Consider the following 20,244-nt stretch of genomic DNA (forward strand, 5'->3'; position numbering starts at 1 on the left):
GCCCCTGATGCCGCAGCACTAGGCATCAGGGGCAATCGTATTCGTCCTTTATGTGAGAAGCATTATTCCTTTTAAAAGGTATTATCCCTTCGGAGAAGAATAGTCCCGACGCGGCTGTCCGGTATAAATTTGGCGTGGGCGATAGATGCTGATTTCCTGCTGCTTGTGCATTTCATCCCAATGCGCGACCCAACCAATCGTCCTGCCAACGGTAGAAATGACGGTAAACATCGACGGCGGCAGCCCCATCGCTTTCAGGATGACGGAGGTATAGAAATCGACGCTCGGGTAGAGTTTATTCTCCAGAAAATACGCATCGGTCATGGCGATATGTTCCAGCTCCATCGCCACCTGTAACAGGCTGTCTTCCGTGCCCAATTCATTCAGCACTTCGTAACAGGTTTTGCGCAGAATCGCCGCGCGTGGATCGAAATGCTGATAGATCGAGTTACCAAATCCCATCAGACGGAATGAATCACAACGGTCTTTCGCACGCCGAACAAACTCAGGAATGCGGTCAACCGTTTTAATCTCTTCCAGCATGCGCATGCAGGCTTCATTCGCCCCGCCGTGCAGCGGCCCCCACATCGACGCCAGTCCAGCCGCAATGCAGGCAAACGGGTTCGCGCCGGAAGAACCAGACGCTCTAACCGCCATGGTGGACGGGCATTGACCGTGATCGGCATGCAGAATCAGGATGCGGTTCATCGCCCGTTCCAACACCGGATTCACTTCATACTTCTCTGCTGGAATCGAAAACAGCATGTGCAGGAAGTTGCCGGTATAAGAGAGAGAATTGCGAGGATATACGGACGGCTGCTCAATGGAATATTTGTAGCACATCGCAGCCAGCGTCGGCATTTTCGACAGCAGTCGCACCGCCGCCAGCTCGCGGTGTTCCGCGTTATCGATATCCAGGACATCGTGATAGAACGCGGCCAGCGCGCCAACGACTGCACACATCAGCGCCATCGGATGGGAATCACGACGAAAGCCGCTGAACATCCGGGCAATTTGCTCATGAACCAGTGTATGACGGGTGATGTTGTCAGCAAATTTCGCGTACGCCTCCGGTGAAGGCGCATCGCCGTGCAGCAGGATGTAACAGACCTCAGTAAAGTCGCACTGCTCGGCAAGCTGTTCGACAGGGAAGCCACGATGCAGCAGCACGCTATTCGCTGCATCAATATAGGTAATCGCCGACTCACATCCTGCCGTATTGGCAAAACCGGGGTCATAGCTGCACAACCCGTGTTCACCGAGTGGACGAATATCCACAGCCGCTTTCCCCAGTACGCCGGAACGCATTTCCAGCGCAATACTTGCCTGCCCTTCTGCCGTCAACGTGGACGTTCTGACTGTCATGAACCTTTCTCCTGCCCGAATAATGATGTTGTCCCGTCCGCTCTCACGGGCTTTGGATAGGTAATCCCGTGCTACACGCCCAGATTAAAACGACACTCAATTTATAAAGAAACAAGCCAACGTATTTCATACGCTAAAATCGTAAGTGGGTTGCAAGAATCTGACGGAATATTGATTTAGATAAAGATTGTTGCGCAGAATAGCATCGTTATCGTCCTCGCTTTCCAGACAGTGGCGGCTGGCATTTTGCACGCTCAATCCGTATAACTGTCCTCACTGGTTTACTCTACGACTTATTTATTCCACTACTTATTTACTCCACTAACTTGATGACGACTGATATCAGACCTATGAATGATTCATTAAGCCAACTTATCGCCAGCGAATTGCAGGCGCGCACGGAGCAGGTAGACGCCGCAGTCCGCCTGCTGGACGAAGGAAATACCGTCCCTTTTATCGCCCGTTACCGTAAAGAAGTGACCGGCGGGCTGGATGACACCCAACTGCGCCAGCTCGAAACGCGCCTCGGTTACCTGCGTGAGCTGGAAGATCGGCGCCAGACTATTCTGAAATCCATCGACGAGCAGGGGAAGTTAACCGCACAGCTCGCTACCGCCATTAACGGCACGCTGAGCAAAACCGAGCTGGAAGATCTCTACCTGCCGTATAAACCTAAACGCCGCACGCGTGGACAAATCGCGATTGAAGCCGGTCTGGAGCCGTTGGCCGACGGCCTCTGGCAAGACCCAAGCCAGGAGCCGGAGCTGACGGCACAGACCTATGTCGATGCAGAGAAAGGCGTGGCAGACGTGAAGGCGGCGCTGGACGGCGCACGTTACATCCTGATGGAACGCTTTGCCGAAGACGCAACGCTGCTGGCAAAAGTGCGTCATTATCTGTGGAAAAACGCGCATCTGGTTTCCCGCGTCGTAGAAGGAAAAGAAGAAGAAGGCGCGAAGTTCCGCGACTATTTCGATCATCACGAACCGATTGCTCAGGTGCCTTCACACCGCGCTCTGGCAATGTTCCGTGGGCGTAACGAAGGCGTATTACAACTGGCGTTGAACGCCGATCCACAGCACGAAGAAGCCCCGCGTGAGAGTTACTGCGAACAGATTATTATCGACCATCTGAATCTGCGGCTAGGCAATGCGGCAGCAGACAGCTGGCGACGCACCGTCATTAGCTGGACGTGGCGCATCAAAGTGCTGCTGCACCTTGAAACCGAGTTAATGGGCAGCGTGCGTGAAAAGGCCGAAGACGAAGCGATCAACGTCTTTGCCCGTAACATGCATGACCTGCTGATGGCCGCGCCTGCGGGCATGCGCGCCACCATGGGTCTCGATCCGGGTCTGCGTACGGGCGTAAAAGTCGCGGTAGTGGATGCCACTGGCAAGCTGGTCGCGACCGACACCATTTATCCGCATACCGGTCAGGCAGCGAAAGCCGCTCCGATCATCGCCGCACTGTGCCTCAAACATCAGGTTGAGCTGGTGGCGATTGGTAACGGCACCGCATCGCGTGAAACCGAGCGCTTCTTCCTCGACACACAAAAACAGTTCCCAGATATCAACGCGCAGAAAGTGATCGTCAGTGAGGCCGGTGCGTCGGTGTACTCTGCGTCCGAACTGGCTGCGCTGGAATTCCCCGATCTGGATGTGTCACTGCGCGGTGCGGTATCTATCGCCCGTCGTTTGCAGGATCCGCTGGCGGAACTGGTGAAGATCGATCCAAAATCCATCGGTGTTGGCCAGTATCAGCATGACGTGAGCCAGAGCCAGCTCGCGAAGAAACTGGATGCGGTGGTCGAGGACTGCGTAAACGCCGTCGGCGTTGACCTGAATACCGCGTCCGTGGCGCTGTTAACACGTGTTGCAGGGCTGACGCGCATGATGGCGCAAAATATTGTGACCTGGCGTGATGAGAATGGCCGCTTCCACAACCGCGAACAGCTGCTGAAAGTCAGCCGTCTGGGGCCAAAAGCCTTTGAACAGTGTGCGGGCTTCCTGCGTATCAACCACGGCAATAACCCACTGGATGCCTCTACCGTTCACCCTGAAGCCTATCCGATCGTGGAGCGCATTCTGGCCGCGACCGAACAGGCGTTGCAGGAGTTAATGGGGAATCCAACCGCGCTGCGTAACCTGAAACCATCGGATTTCACCGATGAACGTTTCGGCGTACCGACGGTGACTGACATCATCAAAGAGCTGGAAAAACCGGGTCGCGATCCGCGTCCTGAATTCAAAACAGCTAGCTTCGCTGATGGCGTAGAAACCTTGAAAGATCTGCTACCGGGCATGATTCTGGAAGGTGCGGTCACCAACGTCACCAACTTTGGCGCGTTTGTCGATATCGGTGTCCATCAGGATGGCTTGGTACACATTTCATCACTGGCCGATCATTTCGTCGACGATCCACATAAAGTGGTGAAAGCTGGCGACATCGTGAAAGTGAAAGTGATGGAAGTAGATCTGCAACGTAAGCGTATCGCGCTGACCATGCGACTTGATGAACAGCCGGGCGACACTGCATCACGTCGTGGCGGTGGCAATACACGTGGTGATAGCAATACCTCACAGCGTCAGCCAGCCGGTAAATCACGTCCTCGTCCGGCCAGCGCACCAACCTCAGGCAATAGCGCGATGGGCGACGCCCTAGCCGCGGCATTTAAAAAACGTTAATCACCGTTCTGTCATTATTTAAAAGATCCCTGACCTTGTGAAAACGAGTTCAGGGATCTTTCCTGCCAAAATATCGCTATTCTGTTTCCCTAATAAAACTCAGTTTCATTTATATTGAAATACTCAATCAATTTACGATTAATTTGTGATCTGTATCTAGGTAAATAAATTACCGTTGCGTTATTATTGTTCTATATAGGAAACCGTGGTTTTACATATAGAACAACATGAATATATTCCGACAGCTCGAACACAGTAAAGCGCCAGCAGCAGTCCGTTTAGTGATGGTTATTGACTACATTGCCAAACGTGACGAAGCCAGCTTCACTGAAATTTGCACTGATTTGTCTATACCCAAAAGCAGCGTACATCATCTATTGGAAGTGCTAGTGGTAACGCAACTGTTACGCCAGCGCGCTGATGGACGTTATGTTTTGGGGCTGAGACTATTTGAGCTGGGCGGTCTGGTAATAAAGAATATTGACCTGCGTAAAGACACCATTAACTTTATGCATGAGCTGGTCAAAGAGACAGAGTTGACCTGCCATCTTGGTATTATGGACGGCGACAACGGTTTCTTCCTGAGTAAAGTGGAATCGCCCAAGGCCATCGTAAAAACATCCTGGGAAGGGAAGAAAATTGTATTTAACCGTATGTCTCTGGGAAAAGTGCTCGTGGCTTGGTTGCCGCAGGAAAGAATTGAATCGTTGATTGCCGATTGTACCTTTGAGTATTTAACACCCCGGACGATTACCAATAAAGAAGATTTCCTGCAACACCTGAAAACCGTCAAGGAACAGGGCTGGGCAATAGACGACGGCGAAGATATAGAAGAAATCTGCTGCATGGCCGCGCCGATTTTTAACCAAAATGGCGACGTCATTGCTGCTATCGGCGTTAACGGTATGCAATCGCAATATGCTAACGGAAAAAAAGAGAAGCATCTGGCAAGCCTGATTAAAACCAGCAAAGCTATCACCGCACATATCAACAGTCGGAATATTGATATTAAATAATATATTTCACTTAAATAGACATGGTGAATTTCAATTCATAATTAATTGAAATTCGCATAGCAATAGTCATGAAAATATCAGCGTGACGGATACGTCACGATATAATTACCTGTAAAAGCTAGCCAAGCATTACGGGAAGGCTTTCCATCACCAAAATACAGAAAGAACGCATAAACATTACGGTTAAGAAAAACATTAACGATCAACTTTATAATAAGGATGACCATCTTCAATAATTAATTAAATTGGGTAATAACACCTTAGTTATTATTCCCCTCTGTTTATTACTTTATACAAACAATCTCTCTGTCTTTATTGACGGTGGGCTGAACATATTCCTATTTTTACGATGAGAAATTTTATGAAAATCAAACAAGCTATTGATAAAATCCCTGGGGGATTAATGCTGGTCCCGCTCTTTTTGGGCGCGTTCTGTAATACCTTTACGCCGGGGGCTGGGAAATATTTAGGTTCTTTCAGCAACGGTCTTATTACTGGTACTATCCCTATTCTGGCAGTCTGGTTTTTCTGCATGGGCGCATCCATTGAGCTTAAAGCGACAGGAACGATGCTGAAAAAATCAGGCGTTCTGGTAGTGACAAAACTCGCTACGGCCTGGGTTGTTGCACTGTTCGCGGGTACATTCTTGCCAGGAGACGGTATCCAAAATGGTTTGCTGGCTGGGATCTCCGTTCTTGCGCTGGTCGCAGCAATGGACATGACTAACGGTGGTTTGTACGCCGCATTGATGAACCAATACGGTTCGAAAGAAGAAGCCGGTGCCTTCGTGCTGATGTCTCTGGAATCGGGTCCGTTGATGACGATGGTCATTCTGGGTGCCAGCGGTATCGCTACTTTTGAACCTCAGTTATTTGTCGGTGCCGTACTGCCTTTCCTGATTGGTTTTACGCTGGGCAACCTGGACCCGGACTTGAGAAAGCTGTTCGGCAATTCAGTACAAACGCTGATCCCTTTCTTCGCCTTTGCGCTAGGCAACACCATTAACTTATCGGTGATCCTCCAAACGGGCTTCGCAGGTATCTTCCTCGGCGTATTGGTGATTATTGTTACCGGTATTCCATTGATTATCGCGGATAAATTTATCGGCGGCGGTAATGGAACCGCAGGCGTGGCCGCATCCAGCAGCGCAGGTGCCGCCGTCGCCACTCCCCTTCTGATCGCGAATATGGCTCCAGAGTTCGCGCCAGTCGCTCAACAGGCGACAGCGTTAGTCGCCACCAGCGTCATTGTGACGTCAGTATTGGTGCCCATCATTACGGCATTATGGGCAAAACGCTTTTCACCTAAACACGCATAGAAGGTAACAGAATGGACGTACGACAGAGTGTACACAGTGAACATGCGAAAACGCTTGATACTACCGAGCTGAGAAAGAAATTTCTCATTGAGAAAATCTTCACGCCAAACCACTACACCATGACTTACAGCCACATTGACCGCATTGTTGTGGGTGGGATTATGCCAGTAGATGGCGAGATAACGTTTGATGACGGTATCGGCAAACAGTTTGGCGTGAACTATTTTCTTGAGCGGCGCGAACTGGGGCTGATCAATATCGGCGGCCCGGCAAAAATCGTTATCGACGGCACAAGCTACCAGGTTGGCAACGAGGAAGCGCTCTATGTCGGCAAAGGAGCCAAAGCCTTAGCATTTAGTAGTCTGGACAAGGCTAAACCAGCAAAACTGTACTACAACAGCGCACCGGCTCATGCCGTTTACCCGACACGCATTATCACACAAGATGACGCCATCAAAGCACCGTTGGGAGACGTCACGACCTGCAACAAACGGACGATTTGCAAATATCTGGTGCCGGAAGTGGTGGAAACCTGCCAGTTGAGCATGGGGTTAACGCGTCTGGCGGAAGGCAGCAACTGGAATTCAATGCCGACGCATACTCATGAACGCAGAATGGAAGTTTACTTCTATTTTGATATGGCGGAAGACACCATTATTTTCCATATGATGGGCGAGCCGCATGAAACGCGTCATCTGGTGATGCATAACGAACAGGCAGTTATCTCCCCAAGCTGGTCGATTCACACTGGCGTCGGCACTAAAAACTACGCCTTTATTTGGGGCATGATCGGCGAAAATCTGACGTTTGACGATATGGACCATATCGCGATGCGGGATTTACGCTAAGCCTCTGGCATTGTGTCGATAGAGTAAATCAGGGTGAATCCCGTTCACCCTGTTTCTTTATCTGGTTTCAGTAATCCCGTTCTACCGGCACGGAGCCGTCCTGTCGTTTAGCAGCACCGCTCATTCCACGTCGATGCCGCAGCCTTCACCATTGCGGTGCAATACAGCCGCCAGCGCCCCACGCCGTGCACCAAACCAAAGACTATCCGCAATTAATTAGCTGACTAACAGATGAGTTAACATTGGTACAGAAGTTGCTTTTGTTCTTGTATTCCCATACCAAAAAACAAGGACCTGCAAATGCAACTCTCATTTATCACCCGCACTATCACTGCCGCTTGCCTGATGCTGTCATCTCATGCACTGCTGGCCGATGACGTCAAACCTGGCGTCACTATCTACGCGACTGGCGGCACTATTGCCGGAAAGGCAGAATCCAATACGGCGACGACAGGTTATAAAGCGGGCGCTATCGGCATCCAGGAATTATTGAACGCGGTACCGCCTATTGCCGATGTCGCTACGGTGACAGGCGAGCAGATCGCCAATACCGCCAGCGGAAATATCGATCAAGCGATCCTGTTAAAACTATCCAAAGCGATTAACAAACAGCTAAGCGATTCAAATACGCACGGCGTCGTCATTACTCACGGCACCGACACGTTGGAAGAGACCGCGTTCTTCTTGGATCTGACGGTAAAAAGCGAGAAACCGGTGGTTGTCGTCGGCGCAATGCGTCCCGCCACTGCCATCAGCGCGGATGGTCCTATGAACCTGCTGGAAGCCGTCACGCTGGCAACCAGCAGGAACGCGGAAAAACGCGGCGCGCTGGTGTTGCTGAACGATCGCATCGGCTCCGCATTCTACACCACCAAAACCAATGCCACGGCGCTGGACACGTTCAAAGCCAATGAACAAGGCTATCTGGGCGCATTCTACGGCGGCGTTCCGCGCTTCTTTTACCAGCCTGCTGCCCCTGAGAACAAACCATTCTTTGACGTAAGCAATAAAGAAACTCTGGCGAAGGTCGACATTCTCTACGGCTATCAGGATCAAGACAGTGGTCTGCTGAATGCCGCCATTGAACAGGGCGCAAAAGGCATCATTATCGCGGGTAGCGGCAACGGCGCGACGCCTACACGAATCAAAGAAGACATCAAGAAAGCGGTAGCGAAAGGCATTCCGGTAGTGATCAGTACGCGTACCGGCAGCGGCTATGTAACCGATAAGAAGAAAGACGGGGCAATCGGCAGCGGATTCTACAACCCGCAAAAAGCACGCATTCTGCTTTCGCTGGCGTTATCTAACGGCGACGACATCGAAAAAATCCGCACCTATTTCGAGCAGTAAGAGCAGAGTAAACCGTAATAATGGGGGTATCCCGCAGCGCCAATCTGCGAGATACCTTTTAAAACAACGTATTAGTTTCAGTATGGATGCACACGTGCACCGTCATTTCCGACGGTGCACGCCGCAATTACCTGCTACACACTTATTCCCCTCGCAGTGCCGTTGCCGGAGACTGACGATAAGACAGCATGGCCGGAATGGTGAGGACAACAGCGGCAACCAGCAACAGGAGCAGGACGAAGTGGATATCTTCCCATTCCAGCGTCACCGGCAGGACAAAACCGCTTTTCTCGCTCATCACCACAGCAATAGCCTGTGCAGCAAGGTAGCCCAGACCGACACCCACTAGCACGCCAACGCTCACCAGTGACATCAGCCCGCTCCAAATCAGCGTAAAAATGCCGTAGCGCGGTGCGCCAAATGCACGGAGTGCACCGATCTGTTTCTGCCGCTGCCGCAGGTGGATAACCGCCACCATCGCAACAGCGACCCCCACCAATCCCTGCGTCCCTAGCGAGATGTAAGTCAGCAGTTCACGAATATCGCCCAGCATCGAATAGAGCCTCACCAACACTTCACCGGGGAACACGGCCAGCGTCGTGTTGCTGCGATACAGCGAGCGCAGTTGATAAGCGCCAGCGATCGTTTTCGGTTTCACGACAATCGCAGGCAATCCCGCCTGGTGTTTGTGCTCATGTGCTTCCGCATCACTATGATCGTCATCATGTGCTGCCGCAGCCGGATGCGCGATATCATCATGATGATCGCCATCTTCAGTTGGATGGGCTTCATTGTGATGTTCATCGGCATGTTGGTCGCCTTCCGCATGTGCGGTTTCATCATGCGTATGCCCGTCATGTTCATCGTGATGCGCATCATCTGCATCATGCGGTGGATGGATCCCGTGCACTCGCCACACGGCATTTACCGGCACCAGAATCGCTTTATCCCACGCACTGCCGTCAGCAGGTAACACACCGACAACGGTGTAGCTAACGTCATCGTGCGCGTGCGCCCCTTCCGTTCCCACCTGACCATGAATAGGGCTAAATTTACTCCCCACCGTCAGCCCCGTTTGCGCGCCGACTACCGCTTCAAAGCCGTCGTTGAACACGCGTCCGGCGGTGAGCTGTCGCTTGCCGTTATCCGTGACCAGAGGCGGCGTGGTGCCGATAATCGGCATCCCCTGATAGAAATCACCGAACGCGACCGGAGCCGCCCACGCGACCAGCGGGTTCTTCTCCAAATCCGTCAACACCTGCGCAGGAATCAACGTCAATGCAGACGGTTGCAGGAACACGGACGACAGCACCAGTTGCGTTTCGCTTCCCGGCGCACCAATCACCAAATCGAAACGATCGGCCGCTTTGGCACTGCCCATGCGCAATGCTCTTTCCTGCAAACTCACCGAAATACTTAACGCTGTCGCCATCGCGATCAGCAATACGACAACCAGCACGCCCGGCCAGAGCCGACGCCAGTCTACCCAGATAAGACGCCATGGAATCATGCACGATCCTCCTGATACAGAGTGTCCGCCACGAGGCGTCCTTTTTCCAGTTGAATACAGCGCGACATCTGCGATGCCAAACGTGCATCGTGCGTGATGGCAATGAGCGTCGCACGACTCTCGCGCGCCAGCGTCACCAGCAGATCAGCGATCTGCTCACCGCTCTGTGCGTCCAAACTCGCCGTCGGTTCATCGGCGACAATGATATCTGGATTTCTCAGCAAGGCTCTCGCGACCGCAACCCGCTGCTTCTCGCCGCGTGATAACACCTCAACCGGACGTTTTCCCGTATCCAGTCCGACTTGTGCCAGCAAATCTCCCGCCCGCTGCCTGAGCGATGCAGGTATCCGCCAGTAGTGAAACTGCGCGGGCAGCAAGACGTTCTCTATCGCATTCAGGCCGGGAAAAAGGTGGAAATCCTGCATCACCAGCCCGATATGTTTTGCCCGCCAGCGGTCGCGTTCCGCTTCTTTCAACTGCCAAATGTCCTGCTTTTCCCACTGCACCTGACCCGTTCCGCTGTGATCCATGCCAGTAATGGCATTCACCAACGTGGTCTTACCGGAGCCAGAAGGCCCCATCACGGCCACCCGTTCGCCAGAACGAATCGACAGCGCGGGAATATCCAGCACGGCCTCTGACGTATCGGGGAAGGTCACACTCAGGTGTTGAATCAATAACTCAGCCATCAGCGCTCCTAAAGGGTATCGAACGTGGCTTCACGCAGTCGCAGCAGGCTGACAAAACCCGTTTCAGGATCGGTCCACGATCCATGCTCCAGCACACCTTCCACCTCAATCATGGTGTTGTTCTGTACGAAGGTCTGACGTTTGGCGAGATAGACGACGACAATATCTTCGGGCCAGTCCGCATCAGACGAGCAGAAGGGACAGAGCGCCATCGGCATTTTAGTTAATACAAAGAATTGTGACTCAGCCTTGAGCGGCGGTGCCATAAAGCCGTGCATCTTTACCCGTTTACCGGAGAGTGCTTTGACGTCATTGGAGAATTCCAGACCCAGCACACCGTAAGAGGCATACAGCTTATCGAAGGAGAGTTCAGACTGCGCGGCTTTCACTGGGGCGATACCACCGAGGAGGAGGAGCATCAGCACCGCACGCAGCCAAGAGAATAAAAGCGGGGTTGCCCCCGCTTTGCTACATTTCGCATTATTCATAGCGTCGTAGGATTACTTCTTGTCTTGCGGTTTCACCGCCAGTGCATCAACAATCACGCGGAACAGATCGGTGTTTTCCATGTAACCACGAATGCGCTCTGCACCCGGGCCACTAGCCTGAATCACCATATCATCAACGGCATGAACGCCCGTGTCGGAAGAACGTGGCAGGATCCCTTCACGGAACACCGCACCCGGCACTTTCTCGTAGGCTTTGTTAGCAACGTATTCATCTTTTTCGTTCTTGATAGCAGGAACGAACTGACCATCCAGCTTCGGACGGAACGTTTCGTAATAGTCTGGGTAGTTGTTGAAGAACACCGCCAGACGTTTAGAGACGTTCAAATCATCCGGGTAGCCGTCTTTGTTGTCGTCTTTATAGTTCGGATAGCCTGCGTCTTCATACACGCCGACTTTCTCACGCATCTCAGTGCCTGGTTTGCTGTCATCGACTGTACCGATGATAGACAGACCGTGCGTATGGTCGCCCGTTACGATAATCATCGTATCTGGGTTTTTCTCCACGAACTTCTTGGCGATCGCGACAGACTGATCCAGCATGATGGTGTTAGTAAACGCACGTTCCCAATCCAGCGGGTGAGACGCTTTGTCGATCAGCGCAGATTCCACCATCAGGAAGAAGCCGTCTTTGTTTTTGGACAGCACATCCAGCGCCGCCTGCGTCATTTCAGTCAGGTCAGGCTGGTTGGGGAATTTCTTGGCTACGTCGTTTTTCAGGAAACGGCGATCCATCACACCATCCATATTGCCGGTGTGGAACAGCCCCAGCAGCTTGGTGGCCTGTGACGCGTTTTTCTTCAGTGAATCCGCATCGGTAACCAGTGAGTAGCCCGCCTGCTGGAATTTCTCAACGTAGTTGGTTTCGTCTTTACGCTTTGAACCCGGCGTGCTTTTCGGCAGGAAGTAGGCAGAACCGCCGCCCAACATGACCGTAGGCTGCACGTTGTAGAACATCTCGACGATTTCGGCTTTATCCGCGCGACGGCGAGTGTGAGAAACGACTGCGGCTGGCGTGGCATCCTGAAGTTCAGCATCGCTGACCACGCCGACAGACATCTTGGTAGAACGGGTCAGCAGTTCACCCAACGTTTCTTGCTTCGGGTGATCCAGTGAATTTTTGCTACGGCTGACGTACACACCCAGCGCATTCACACCGGATTTGTGACCGGTCATGTAAGCACTCATGGTGTTGGCGCTGTCGGCCGCGATGGAGTCAGTACTGGAAGTACCGCCAAACGCCATATATTGCAGGTCATCAATCGCCAGACGACCATCCGCTTTCCCTTCCGTCACCCCTTTAGACAGGATGCGCGCGCCAGTACGGTGCGCAACGGACAGGCCATCGCCGATGAACAGAATGACGTTCTTGGCTTTACGCGTACCAGACGCTGAATAGACGTCCCAGTTCACCTGGGTCTTTTTGCCTTTGGCTTCCGCTTCTACCACATACTTGCCAGCTTCTGGCAGGTTTACGTCTCGCAGCCAGACAGTGGAAACGTTGCCGCCATCTTCACGCTCAACAAATGAGGCCGTTTTGCCCAGCACCTGCTGGTAATCTTTGCCGTTGATCAGAATGCGAATATCTTCCGGCTTGAGTACTTCATCAAACTCGACTTTAAAATCGAATTTCCCGCCCGCCAACATGGTGGCGCGGTCAATGGGATAAATGGCCTGAGCCTGCACCATTCCTGGCAGCGCAGCAGAAATCAGTAAAGGCAGTAACCAGCGAGCTTTCATTGTTATGTCCTTGGTTGCGTAGTTTAGCAGGACATAACGTAGTTACCTTTTTTTACAGTTTGATGACTCAAATACAAAATTTGTAATAAAAACGCTACAAAGGCGTGGTGACGAAGCACAGGCGTTAGCTCGCTGGATGAGCACAGCGAATAAGTTTCACATACGTGCACGTTCCAGTTTCCACTGGTCGTATCCACACAAACTGCACCAATCATACCCACTAAGATGGTAATCGGGAAAGCCAACGCACATACAGCGTTAATTATTGCGGATATATATTCAATGCCCCTAGTCAAGGCTGACTGCCGCCATGATAATTTCTTCTTTATCAGGGTAAAAACTCAGGTAAACATCATATTCACTATAATCTGGCGAATGCCAACGAACCGTATTAACGTCGATGACTTCAGGCACAAACCGCTTAGCTATTAAGTATTTTTCAAGCTCAAACCGATCGCTCGCTCCCGTAAAAAACAGTATGTTCGTCTCAGGTTTGTTACCATCACGGGCTGAATAAGTTATAGCGTAGTTCTGGGAGACAAGGGGAACTTCCCTTATCACTTCCATTGAGAAGAAACAGTCATAAAACCAATTTTCTCTTTTGTAAGAAATACTATCAATAGTCAATAATTTGAAAAAAACACATACTATTATCGCTATGGAAGTAAAAAAAAAACGATTTTATTATTAACTCCCATACACTCTCCTATCGTTTAAATATATTCCAGAATCACTGTCATTGATAATGGTAACATCCCCAGAGTCGAAATTTGAATATGGCTTCACTGATTTCATAAAACTGGGTAATTCACCTGGATAAGGTCTCGCGTTTGGTGATTTTGATGGATCAGGAAACAACAAAGGCTTAAACCCTTTATTCTTAAAGTTGCCAATAGCGCCATAATAATCCCATCGTTTAATTGACTCACTTTTGCTAACAGGTTTTAAGTCCGAAAGATAATTTTTACCATGGATTGCTCGATAAAACCCAAGCAAATCGGACACAAGGTCTTCTCCACTAAAGCCACTGTCTGTAGCCCAGCTAAAAGGCCAACTATCTTGCATTCCTTCAAATGCCATGCCAGTTCTCATCATCATAGCAAGAGCGATACTATGTCGTTCAGATAGTAAGCGTCCTCGGCGTATTTTCCAAAGACTGTACTTAGCAGTACCTGCCAGCTTTCGTTTAACGAACATGTTTTGTTCATAACGAATATGATAAAACTTATCGAGTTTACTTTCACCTAATTCCATTTGAGACAAAATACGCCTGATGTCATCACCTGATGCATGCCCCAAATCTACCCAACCTAATATTTCGGTGTAAATGATACCATACTTCGCTGATATTACCTGATTGACATCCAATATTTCTGATCGCTTACTCATTTACTTTATCCGTCCTTGGATTTCTAAAAATCAATAAATTGAATCACTCCACAGCATATAACTACTCGTACGAGCAATAACATGCTCCAGTGTTATTGATGAAAACTTAAATGATACATTTTCCTGAGGTTGACCATCATTATCCGTCAATGAGTTGGGATAAAAATAACGAATATCGTTAACGATCGCATCTTTTAAAGATATTTTAAAAAAAACTTCATGCCCACCTAAGGATGACGTTCTATACAATAAAAATTCGCAATTTAATTTTTCTTTATCATTCAAAGCCTGGGCTAAAAGCGGCGTGGATTTATCTATTGGTTTTCTTATATCAACAGGATGAAGAGATACATTTTCCAGTCGCGTAAATTGATTCATTAACTCATATATGAAAATTTCATCCTCATGCCCTGATTGATATTTATTGCCAATCGAATCTACAGAGGATGCGCCTGCCGATATGAGGCCTTGTCTCTCACCGTTAATTTTTAAATAGATAACACTAGCCATTTACTACTCCTATTCATTCCCTTGAAAGTTAATACATCCTAACTAAACTTTTATCATAAATTATTTTAGAGATCAAAGATAATATCATTACTGCTTTTACTTAGCAGCCGTATATCTAATACGCATGATTATGAAATACGGAATAAATAATTTCACACATATTTATTTGGTAGCACGCTGTAATGAATGTACTCACCAGTTTCAGGTTAATTGCATCACACACAGACGATGAAATTGTTGTCTGACCACGCACCGTTAAGAGAGTAGTCAGATAAGTGCATTACTCGTCTTTATTAATGACGAAGGCAACTACTGTAGCTCCATCATACTTTCTCCTTCAACGGAAAGCGGCGGCGCACGACGACAAAGAACAGCGGCACGAAGAAGATGGCGAGGAAGGTGGCGGCGAGCATGCCGCCGATCACGCCCGTTCCTACCGCATGCTGGCTGGCTGAGCCTGCACCGCTGCTGGTCGCCATCGGTAATACGCCGAAGATAAACGCCAGCGATGTCATCAATATTGGTCGCAGCCGCTGGCGGGAAGCCTCCAGCGTGGCCTCAACCAGATCCTTCCCTTTCTGATTCATCTCGTTGGCGAATTCTACAATCAGGATGGCGTTCTTCGCCGATAACCCGACCACCGTCAGTAGCCCAACCTGAAAATAGACGTCATTTTCCAGACCGCGTGCCCAGGTCGCCACCAGCGCGCCAAGTACGCCCATCGGCACTACCAGCATGACGGAGAACGGCACCGTCCAACTTTCATACAGTGCAGCCAGACACAAGAACACCACCAGCAGTGAAATCGCATACAGCGCCGGAGCCTGCGCCCCGCTCAGGCGCTCCTGCAAGGACATCCCCGTCCATTCCAACCCAAAGCCTTCCGGCAGCTTCTCCACCAGCGATTCCATAATATTCATCGCCGTACCGGTACTGACGCCCGGCGTCGCCTCGCCGACAATCTCCAGCGACGAATAGCCGTTGTAGCGCTCAAGGCGCGGCGATCCGGTTTCCCAGACGGTTTGTGCAAACGCGCTGAACGGCACCATACCGCCGCTGTTGTTACGCACATACCATTTACTGATGTCGTCCGGCAGCATGCGGAACTTCGCTGCCGCCTGCACGTAGACTTTCTTCACTCGGCCACGGTCAAGGAAGTCATTCACATAGGTCGACCCCCAGCCCGTTTTCAGCGTGCTGTTAATGTCGTCTATCGACACACCCAGCGCCTGTGCTTTGCGCTGATCGATATGAATCCGCAGTTGCGAACTGTCATCCAGACCGTTATGGCGCACACGCGTCAGTTCGCGGTTACTGTCAGCCATATTCAGCAGTTGATCCCGCGCGGCCATCAGCGCATCGTGCCCCAGCCCACCGAGATCCTGCAACCGCATAGCGAAACCCGCAGCGCTGCCTAAACCATTAATAGACGGTGGGCTGCTGGCGAACACGCGTGCTTCCTTGATCTTGCGAAATTCTTTGGTGGCGCGTTCGATGACGGCAAACGAACTGCTCTCCGGCGTGGTGCGTTCGTTCCAGTCTTTAAGACTCACAAACAGCCGCGCCACGTTCTGCCCATTTCCGCCCGGCCCTGAGCCGATGGTGGAAAACACGGACGTCACGGTGTTCTTTTCCTGCGTAAGGTAATACTGCTCAATCTTGTTGACCACCTGTAAGGTCTGCTGCTGCGTCGCCCCAGGTGGAAGCTGTACCTGAGTCGTGAACACGCCCCGATCTTCCTGTGGCAAAAACGAGGTTGGCAGTCGGAAAAACAGGAAAGCCATAATCCCGATGATGCCCATATAAAGCAGCAGCCAGCGTCCGCTGTTTACCAATATCTTGCCGACGCCACGCTCATAGCCCAGCGACGTACGGGTAAAGCTCCGGTTAAACCAGCCGAAAAATCCTTTACGACCGTGGTGCTGGCCTTTGGCGAGCGGCTTGAGCAGCGTCGCACACAGTGCGGGCGTCAGAATCATCGCCACCAGCACCGACAGAATCATTGATGTGACAATCGTGATGGAGAACTGACGGTAAATCGCCCCCGTGGTACCACCAAAAAAGGCCATCGGCACAAACACGGCGGACAGCACCAGCGCAATCCCGACTAACGCCCCCTGCACCTGCCCCATCGATTTTCGCGTCGCTTCCCGCGGTGAGAGTCCCTCTTCGCTCATCACCCGCTCTACGTTCTCCACCACCACGATGGCGTCGTCCACCAGCAGGCCAATCGCCAGCACCATCGCGAACATCGTCAGCGTGTTCAGGCTAAAGCCGAAGGCATACAGCACGGCAAACGTACCGAGCAACACCACCGGTACTGCAATCGTGGGAATCAGCGTGGCGCGGAAATTCTGCAAGAACAGGTACATCACCAAAAAGACCAGCAGCACCGCTTCAAATAGCGTTTTCACCACATCAGTAATGGAGGCTTTAACAAAAGGGGACGTTTCGAAGGCAATTTTGGCTTCCAGCCCGTGGGGAAAGTAATGCGACAACTCTTCGATACGTTCTCTGACGCGCTTGTCAGTTTCCAGTTCGTTAGCGCCAGACGCTAACTTAACGCCCAGCCCAGATGCAGCCTGACCGTTAAAGCGGCTGAGAAAATCATAACGTTCGGCACCGAGTTCCACTTCCGCAACATTGGCCAGCGTGACGGCAGAGCCATCTTGATTGACGCGCAGCGTGATATCACGGAACTGTTGCGGCGTCTGTAGCAGAGATTGTGCGTTGATCGTGGCGTTGAGCGCCTGATTATCCACCGACGGTACGCCGCCGACTTGCCCTACCGAGACCTGACTATTTTGCGATTCGATAGCCCGTACGACGTCGCTGGTCGTCAGCGAGTAATCCATCAATTTGGCCGGATCCAACCAGATGCGCATCGCATACTGCGATCCGTAGGAATCGACCTCGCCCACGCCACTGATGCGGCTGATCGGCTCCTGAATATTCGTCGCGACATAATCGGAGATATCCTGCTTGTCCATGCTGCCATCAGTAGAGACAAACGCGACCATCAGGATATTGGTGTCGCCAGTTTTACTTACGGTGACGCCCTGCTGCTGCACTTCCTGCGGCAGCTTACGGGTAGCGGATTGAAGTTGATTTTGCACCTGCTGACGGGCTTCATCGGGATCGGTGCCCGCTTCGAAGGTCAGCATGATTCGGGCTTGCCCGGTATTACTGCTGTCCGAGGACATGTACATCAGGTTATCCAGCCCGGTCATACTCTGCTCGATAACCTGCGTCACGGTATTTTCCAGCGTCTGCGCCGACGCGCCGGGGTAGCTAGCCGTGATCCTTACGCTGGGCGGAGCCAGGTCAGGGTACTGTTCTAGCGGTAATGACTTGATCGCCAACATACCGCACAGGCTGAGAAGGATAGCCAGCACCCACGCAAAAATAGGACGGTCGACAAAAAAGTTCGCCATCGCTTCTACACTCCTCAGCCATATTTTAATGTGGCTGCTTCATGAGCAGCCTACTTATAATCGAACAGAATCGGGTTCATTCAACCCAGAGAAAACCCTGCATACAAGGTAATGCTGCTCACTTCAGCATGGATTTAGGGGGAAACACGGTGTGAGGTTCCCGTAGGGATGCCTCACACCGTGGTCGCCCCGGTATCTCGATCTTGAAACGACCGACATTATGCATACAGGGTGCTGAATTACCTTAACTGCCAGCGTCGGCTAAATCGTGGAGAAATTGAGGAGAAAATGTAAATTATCGTCGGCTACGCCTGAGCGAACGCGATCACCTGCTCGGTAAAGGCATCAGGATGCGAGATAAACGGCGCATGCGCGGCCTTTGGCACCACCACCGACGTCGAATTCGGCCATTGGTCATCCAGCAAGCCCGCGACCTTACGCGGCACCAGCCCGTCTAACGCACCATAGAGCCGCAGGAGCGGCACGGACAAATCGACTAACGGCTGACGTAAATCCGCTTCACGCAAGATTTCCAGTCCGCCATTCAGCACGTCAACTGACGGCATCGGCTGTTCCAGTACCACACTTTTTAGCAGTCTTGCATCCTGCCGCGCGCTCTCCGTTCCCAGCGTTTGCAGTGCCAGAAACCGCTCGACCGTGCGCTGAAAATCTTCACTGAGCTGCTGCTGAAAGCCCTGTAATACGTCCGGCTTGATACCCGGCCAGCCTTCCTGTGCGCTGAAACAGGGCGACGAAGCCACGGTAATCAGCTTTTCCACCCGCGAAGGAGCGCTCAGCGCAATTTGACTGGCAACCAATCCACCCAGCGACCACCCCAGCCAGACGGCACGTTCCGGTGCCTGCGTCAGCACAATGTTCGCCATATCACTCAGCGACATCGGCCCGAATTCCTGACTTCTACCATAGCCCGGCAGATCGACCAGATGCAGACGAAAATGCGGAGCGAGTCGCACAACCATGCTTTGCCATACCTGCGCATTCAATCCCCATCCGTGCAGCAACACAAGATCCGTATTTCCTGCGCCTTCGGTCTGCCAATACAACGATGCCATCAGTTATCTTCCTTCCTCAGGAAACCCCTTCACGCATACGAAGGGGTCAATATATTTCAGGGAAAAGCCCCTATTTAGGGGACACCGTATTTAGGGAAAAATATGTTAACCATCGCCGCACGTTGCTGGCTATGTTTATTGCCGCTTCATCGCAGCCAGCAGGGAATTTGCTCGTACTGTCAGCGCCATTTTCCCCGTTTGCCCACCTGCTGCCCACGTTGTGGTTTGCCCGCAAGCGACACCACGCGTCAGTGCGGACGCTGCCTGAAAAATCCGCCGTTCTGGCAATCGATGACCTTTATCAGCGACTACGCACCGCCGTTCAACACACTGCTTAAGCATTTCAAGTTTAACGGTAAAACCGAGCTGGCAGCCGTACTCGCACGACAGCTGTTATTACGCTGGCAGATGACCTATCGCGAGCGAAAGCTCATTGGGCAAGTACCCCTATTCCGCCCCGACCGCCTGTTCACCGTTCCTCTGCACCGAAATCGCCAGTGGCATCGTGGTTTCAATCAGACCGAACTGCTCGCTCGCCCTCTCGCTCACTGGCTGAACTGCGCTTACGATCCACGCGAGTTGCAGCGCACGCGACGCACACCGTTACAGCAAACGCTCAGCGCCAGCGCGCGGCGAAGAAATCTGCGAGGTGCATTTTCCTGTGACGTATCGCTGTCCGGACAGCAAGTGGTGTTACTGGATGACGTGGTCACGACGGGCAGTACCGCAGCCGAAATCAGCAGGCTATTGCTGGCTCAAGGCGCGGCGGGGGTTCAAGTCTGGTGTTTGTGCCGAACCTTGTAGTCGGGGGG

General features: G+C 51.6%; 16 protein-coding genes. 6 read left to right on the top strand and 10 right to left on the bottom strand.

What is annotated here, in order from left to right; all coding sequences use genetic code 11:
- Window positions 1–81: 81 nt before the first annotated feature.
- On the bottom strand, window positions 82–1,365 hold the full coding sequence (locus tag A0G03_RS09005; protein ID WP_048262804.1) for a citrate synthase: 1,284 nt from the start codon (window positions 1,363–1,365) through the stop codon (window positions 82–84).
- Between the two features lie 350 nt (window positions 1,366–1,715).
- Here A0G03_RS09005 and A0G03_RS09010 point away from each other — a divergent pair, with 350 nt between their 5' ends.
- From A0G03_RS09010 to A0G03_RS09030, 5 genes are all read left to right on the top strand, one after another.
- Window positions 1,716–4,049 (top strand): Tex family protein, encoded by a 2,334-nt coding sequence (locus tag A0G03_RS09010; protein WP_048262806.1) that lies wholly within the window; start codon window positions 1,716–1,718, stop codon window positions 4,047–4,049.
- Between the two features lie 227 nt (window positions 4,050–4,276).
- Entirely contained in the window at window positions 4,277–5,065 is a 789-nt protein-coding gene (locus tag A0G03_RS09015) for an IclR family transcriptional regulator (RefSeq protein ID WP_048262808.1), read from the top strand.
- Between the two features lie 361 nt (window positions 5,066–5,426).
- Complete coding sequence (kdgT, locus tag A0G03_RS09020) at window positions 5,427–6,383, top strand: 2-keto-3-deoxygluconate transporter (protein WP_048262811.1); 957 nt, start codon at window positions 5,427–5,429, stop codon at window positions 6,381–6,383.
- Between the two features lie 11 nt (window positions 6,384–6,394).
- Entirely contained in the window at window positions 6,395–7,231 is an 837-nt protein-coding gene (gene kduI, locus A0G03_RS09025) for a 5-dehydro-4-deoxy-D-glucuronate isomerase (RefSeq protein ID WP_048262813.1), read from the top strand.
- 300 nt (window positions 7,232–7,531) lie between these two features.
- The gene (locus tag A0G03_RS09030; protein WP_048262815.1) at window positions 7,532–8,581 is read left to right on the top strand and encodes an asparaginase; all 1,050 of its coding nucleotides are present in this window, start codon (window positions 7,532–7,534) and stop codon (window positions 8,579–8,581) included.
- A gap of 142 nt (window positions 8,582–8,723) precedes the next feature.
- On the opposite strand, the gene A0G03_RS09035 is transcribed toward A0G03_RS09030, so the two are convergent.
- The 9 genes from A0G03_RS09035 to bioH form a co-directional block, all read right to left on the bottom strand.
- Complete coding sequence (locus A0G03_RS09035) at window positions 8,724–10,091, bottom strand: FtsX-like permease family protein (protein WP_048262817.1); 1,368 nt, start codon at window positions 10,089–10,091, stop codon at window positions 8,724–8,726.
- A complete protein-coding gene (locus A0G03_RS09040) occupies window positions 10,088–10,780 on the bottom strand; it encodes an ABC transporter ATP-binding protein (RefSeq protein ID WP_048262819.1) in 693 nt (230 codons plus the stop codon). The genes A0G03_RS09035 and A0G03_RS09040 overlap by 4 nt, the downstream gene beginning before the upstream one ends.
- Window positions 10,781–10,788: 8 nt before the next feature.
- Complete coding sequence (locus tag A0G03_RS09045) at window positions 10,789–11,268, bottom strand: hypothetical protein (RefSeq protein ID WP_048262821.1); 480 nt, start codon at window positions 11,266–11,268, stop codon at window positions 10,789–10,791.
- A gap of 12 nt (window positions 11,269–11,280) precedes the next feature.
- The gene (locus tag A0G03_RS09050; RefSeq protein ID WP_048262822.1) at window positions 11,281–13,026 is read right to left on the bottom strand and encodes an alkaline phosphatase; all 1,746 of its coding nucleotides are present in this window, start codon (window positions 13,024–13,026) and stop codon (window positions 11,281–11,283) included.
- Between the two features lie 288 nt (window positions 13,027–13,314).
- Window positions 13,315–13,653 (bottom strand): hypothetical protein, encoded by a 339-nt coding sequence (locus A0G03_RS09055; RefSeq protein WP_241771520.1) that lies wholly within the window; start codon window positions 13,651–13,653, stop codon window positions 13,315–13,317.
- Between the two features lie 60 nt (window positions 13,654–13,713).
- Complete coding sequence (locus A0G03_RS09060) at window positions 13,714–14,415, bottom strand: hypothetical protein (protein ID WP_048262827.1); 702 nt, start codon at window positions 14,413–14,415, stop codon at window positions 13,714–13,716.
- Between the two features lie 30 nt (window positions 14,416–14,445).
- Window positions 14,446–14,925: an Hcp family type VI secretion system effector gene (locus A0G03_RS09065; protein ID WP_048262828.1), complete on the bottom strand. Its 480-nt coding sequence runs from the start codon at window positions 14,923–14,925 to the stop codon at window positions 14,446–14,448.
- A gap of 323 nt (window positions 14,926–15,248) precedes the next feature.
- On the bottom strand, window positions 15,249–18,359 hold the full coding sequence (acrD, locus tag A0G03_RS09070) for a multidrug efflux RND transporter permease AcrD (protein WP_048262829.1): 3,111 nt from the start codon (window positions 18,357–18,359) through the stop codon (window positions 15,249–15,251).
- Window positions 18,360–18,664: 305 nt separating this feature from the next.
- Window positions 18,665–19,432, bottom strand: coding sequence for a pimeloyl-ACP methyl ester esterase BioH (gene bioH / locus A0G03_RS09075; protein ID WP_048262830.1), 768 nt, complete (start codon window positions 19,430–19,432; stop codon window positions 18,665–18,667).
- Window positions 19,433–19,534: 102 nt separating this feature from the next.
- On the opposite strand from bioH, the gene gntX reads away from it, so the two are divergent.
- A complete protein-coding gene (gene gntX, locus A0G03_RS09080) occupies window positions 19,535–20,236 on the top strand; it encodes a DNA utilization protein GntX (RefSeq protein ID WP_048262832.1) in 702 nt (233 codons plus the stop codon).
- Window positions 20,237–20,244 lie beyond the last annotated feature (8 nt).

It is taken from the genome of Pectobacterium peruviense (assembly GCF_002847345.1).
GTDB classification, from domain to species: Bacteria; Pseudomonadota; Gammaproteobacteria; order Enterobacterales; family Enterobacteriaceae; genus Pectobacterium; species Pectobacterium peruviense.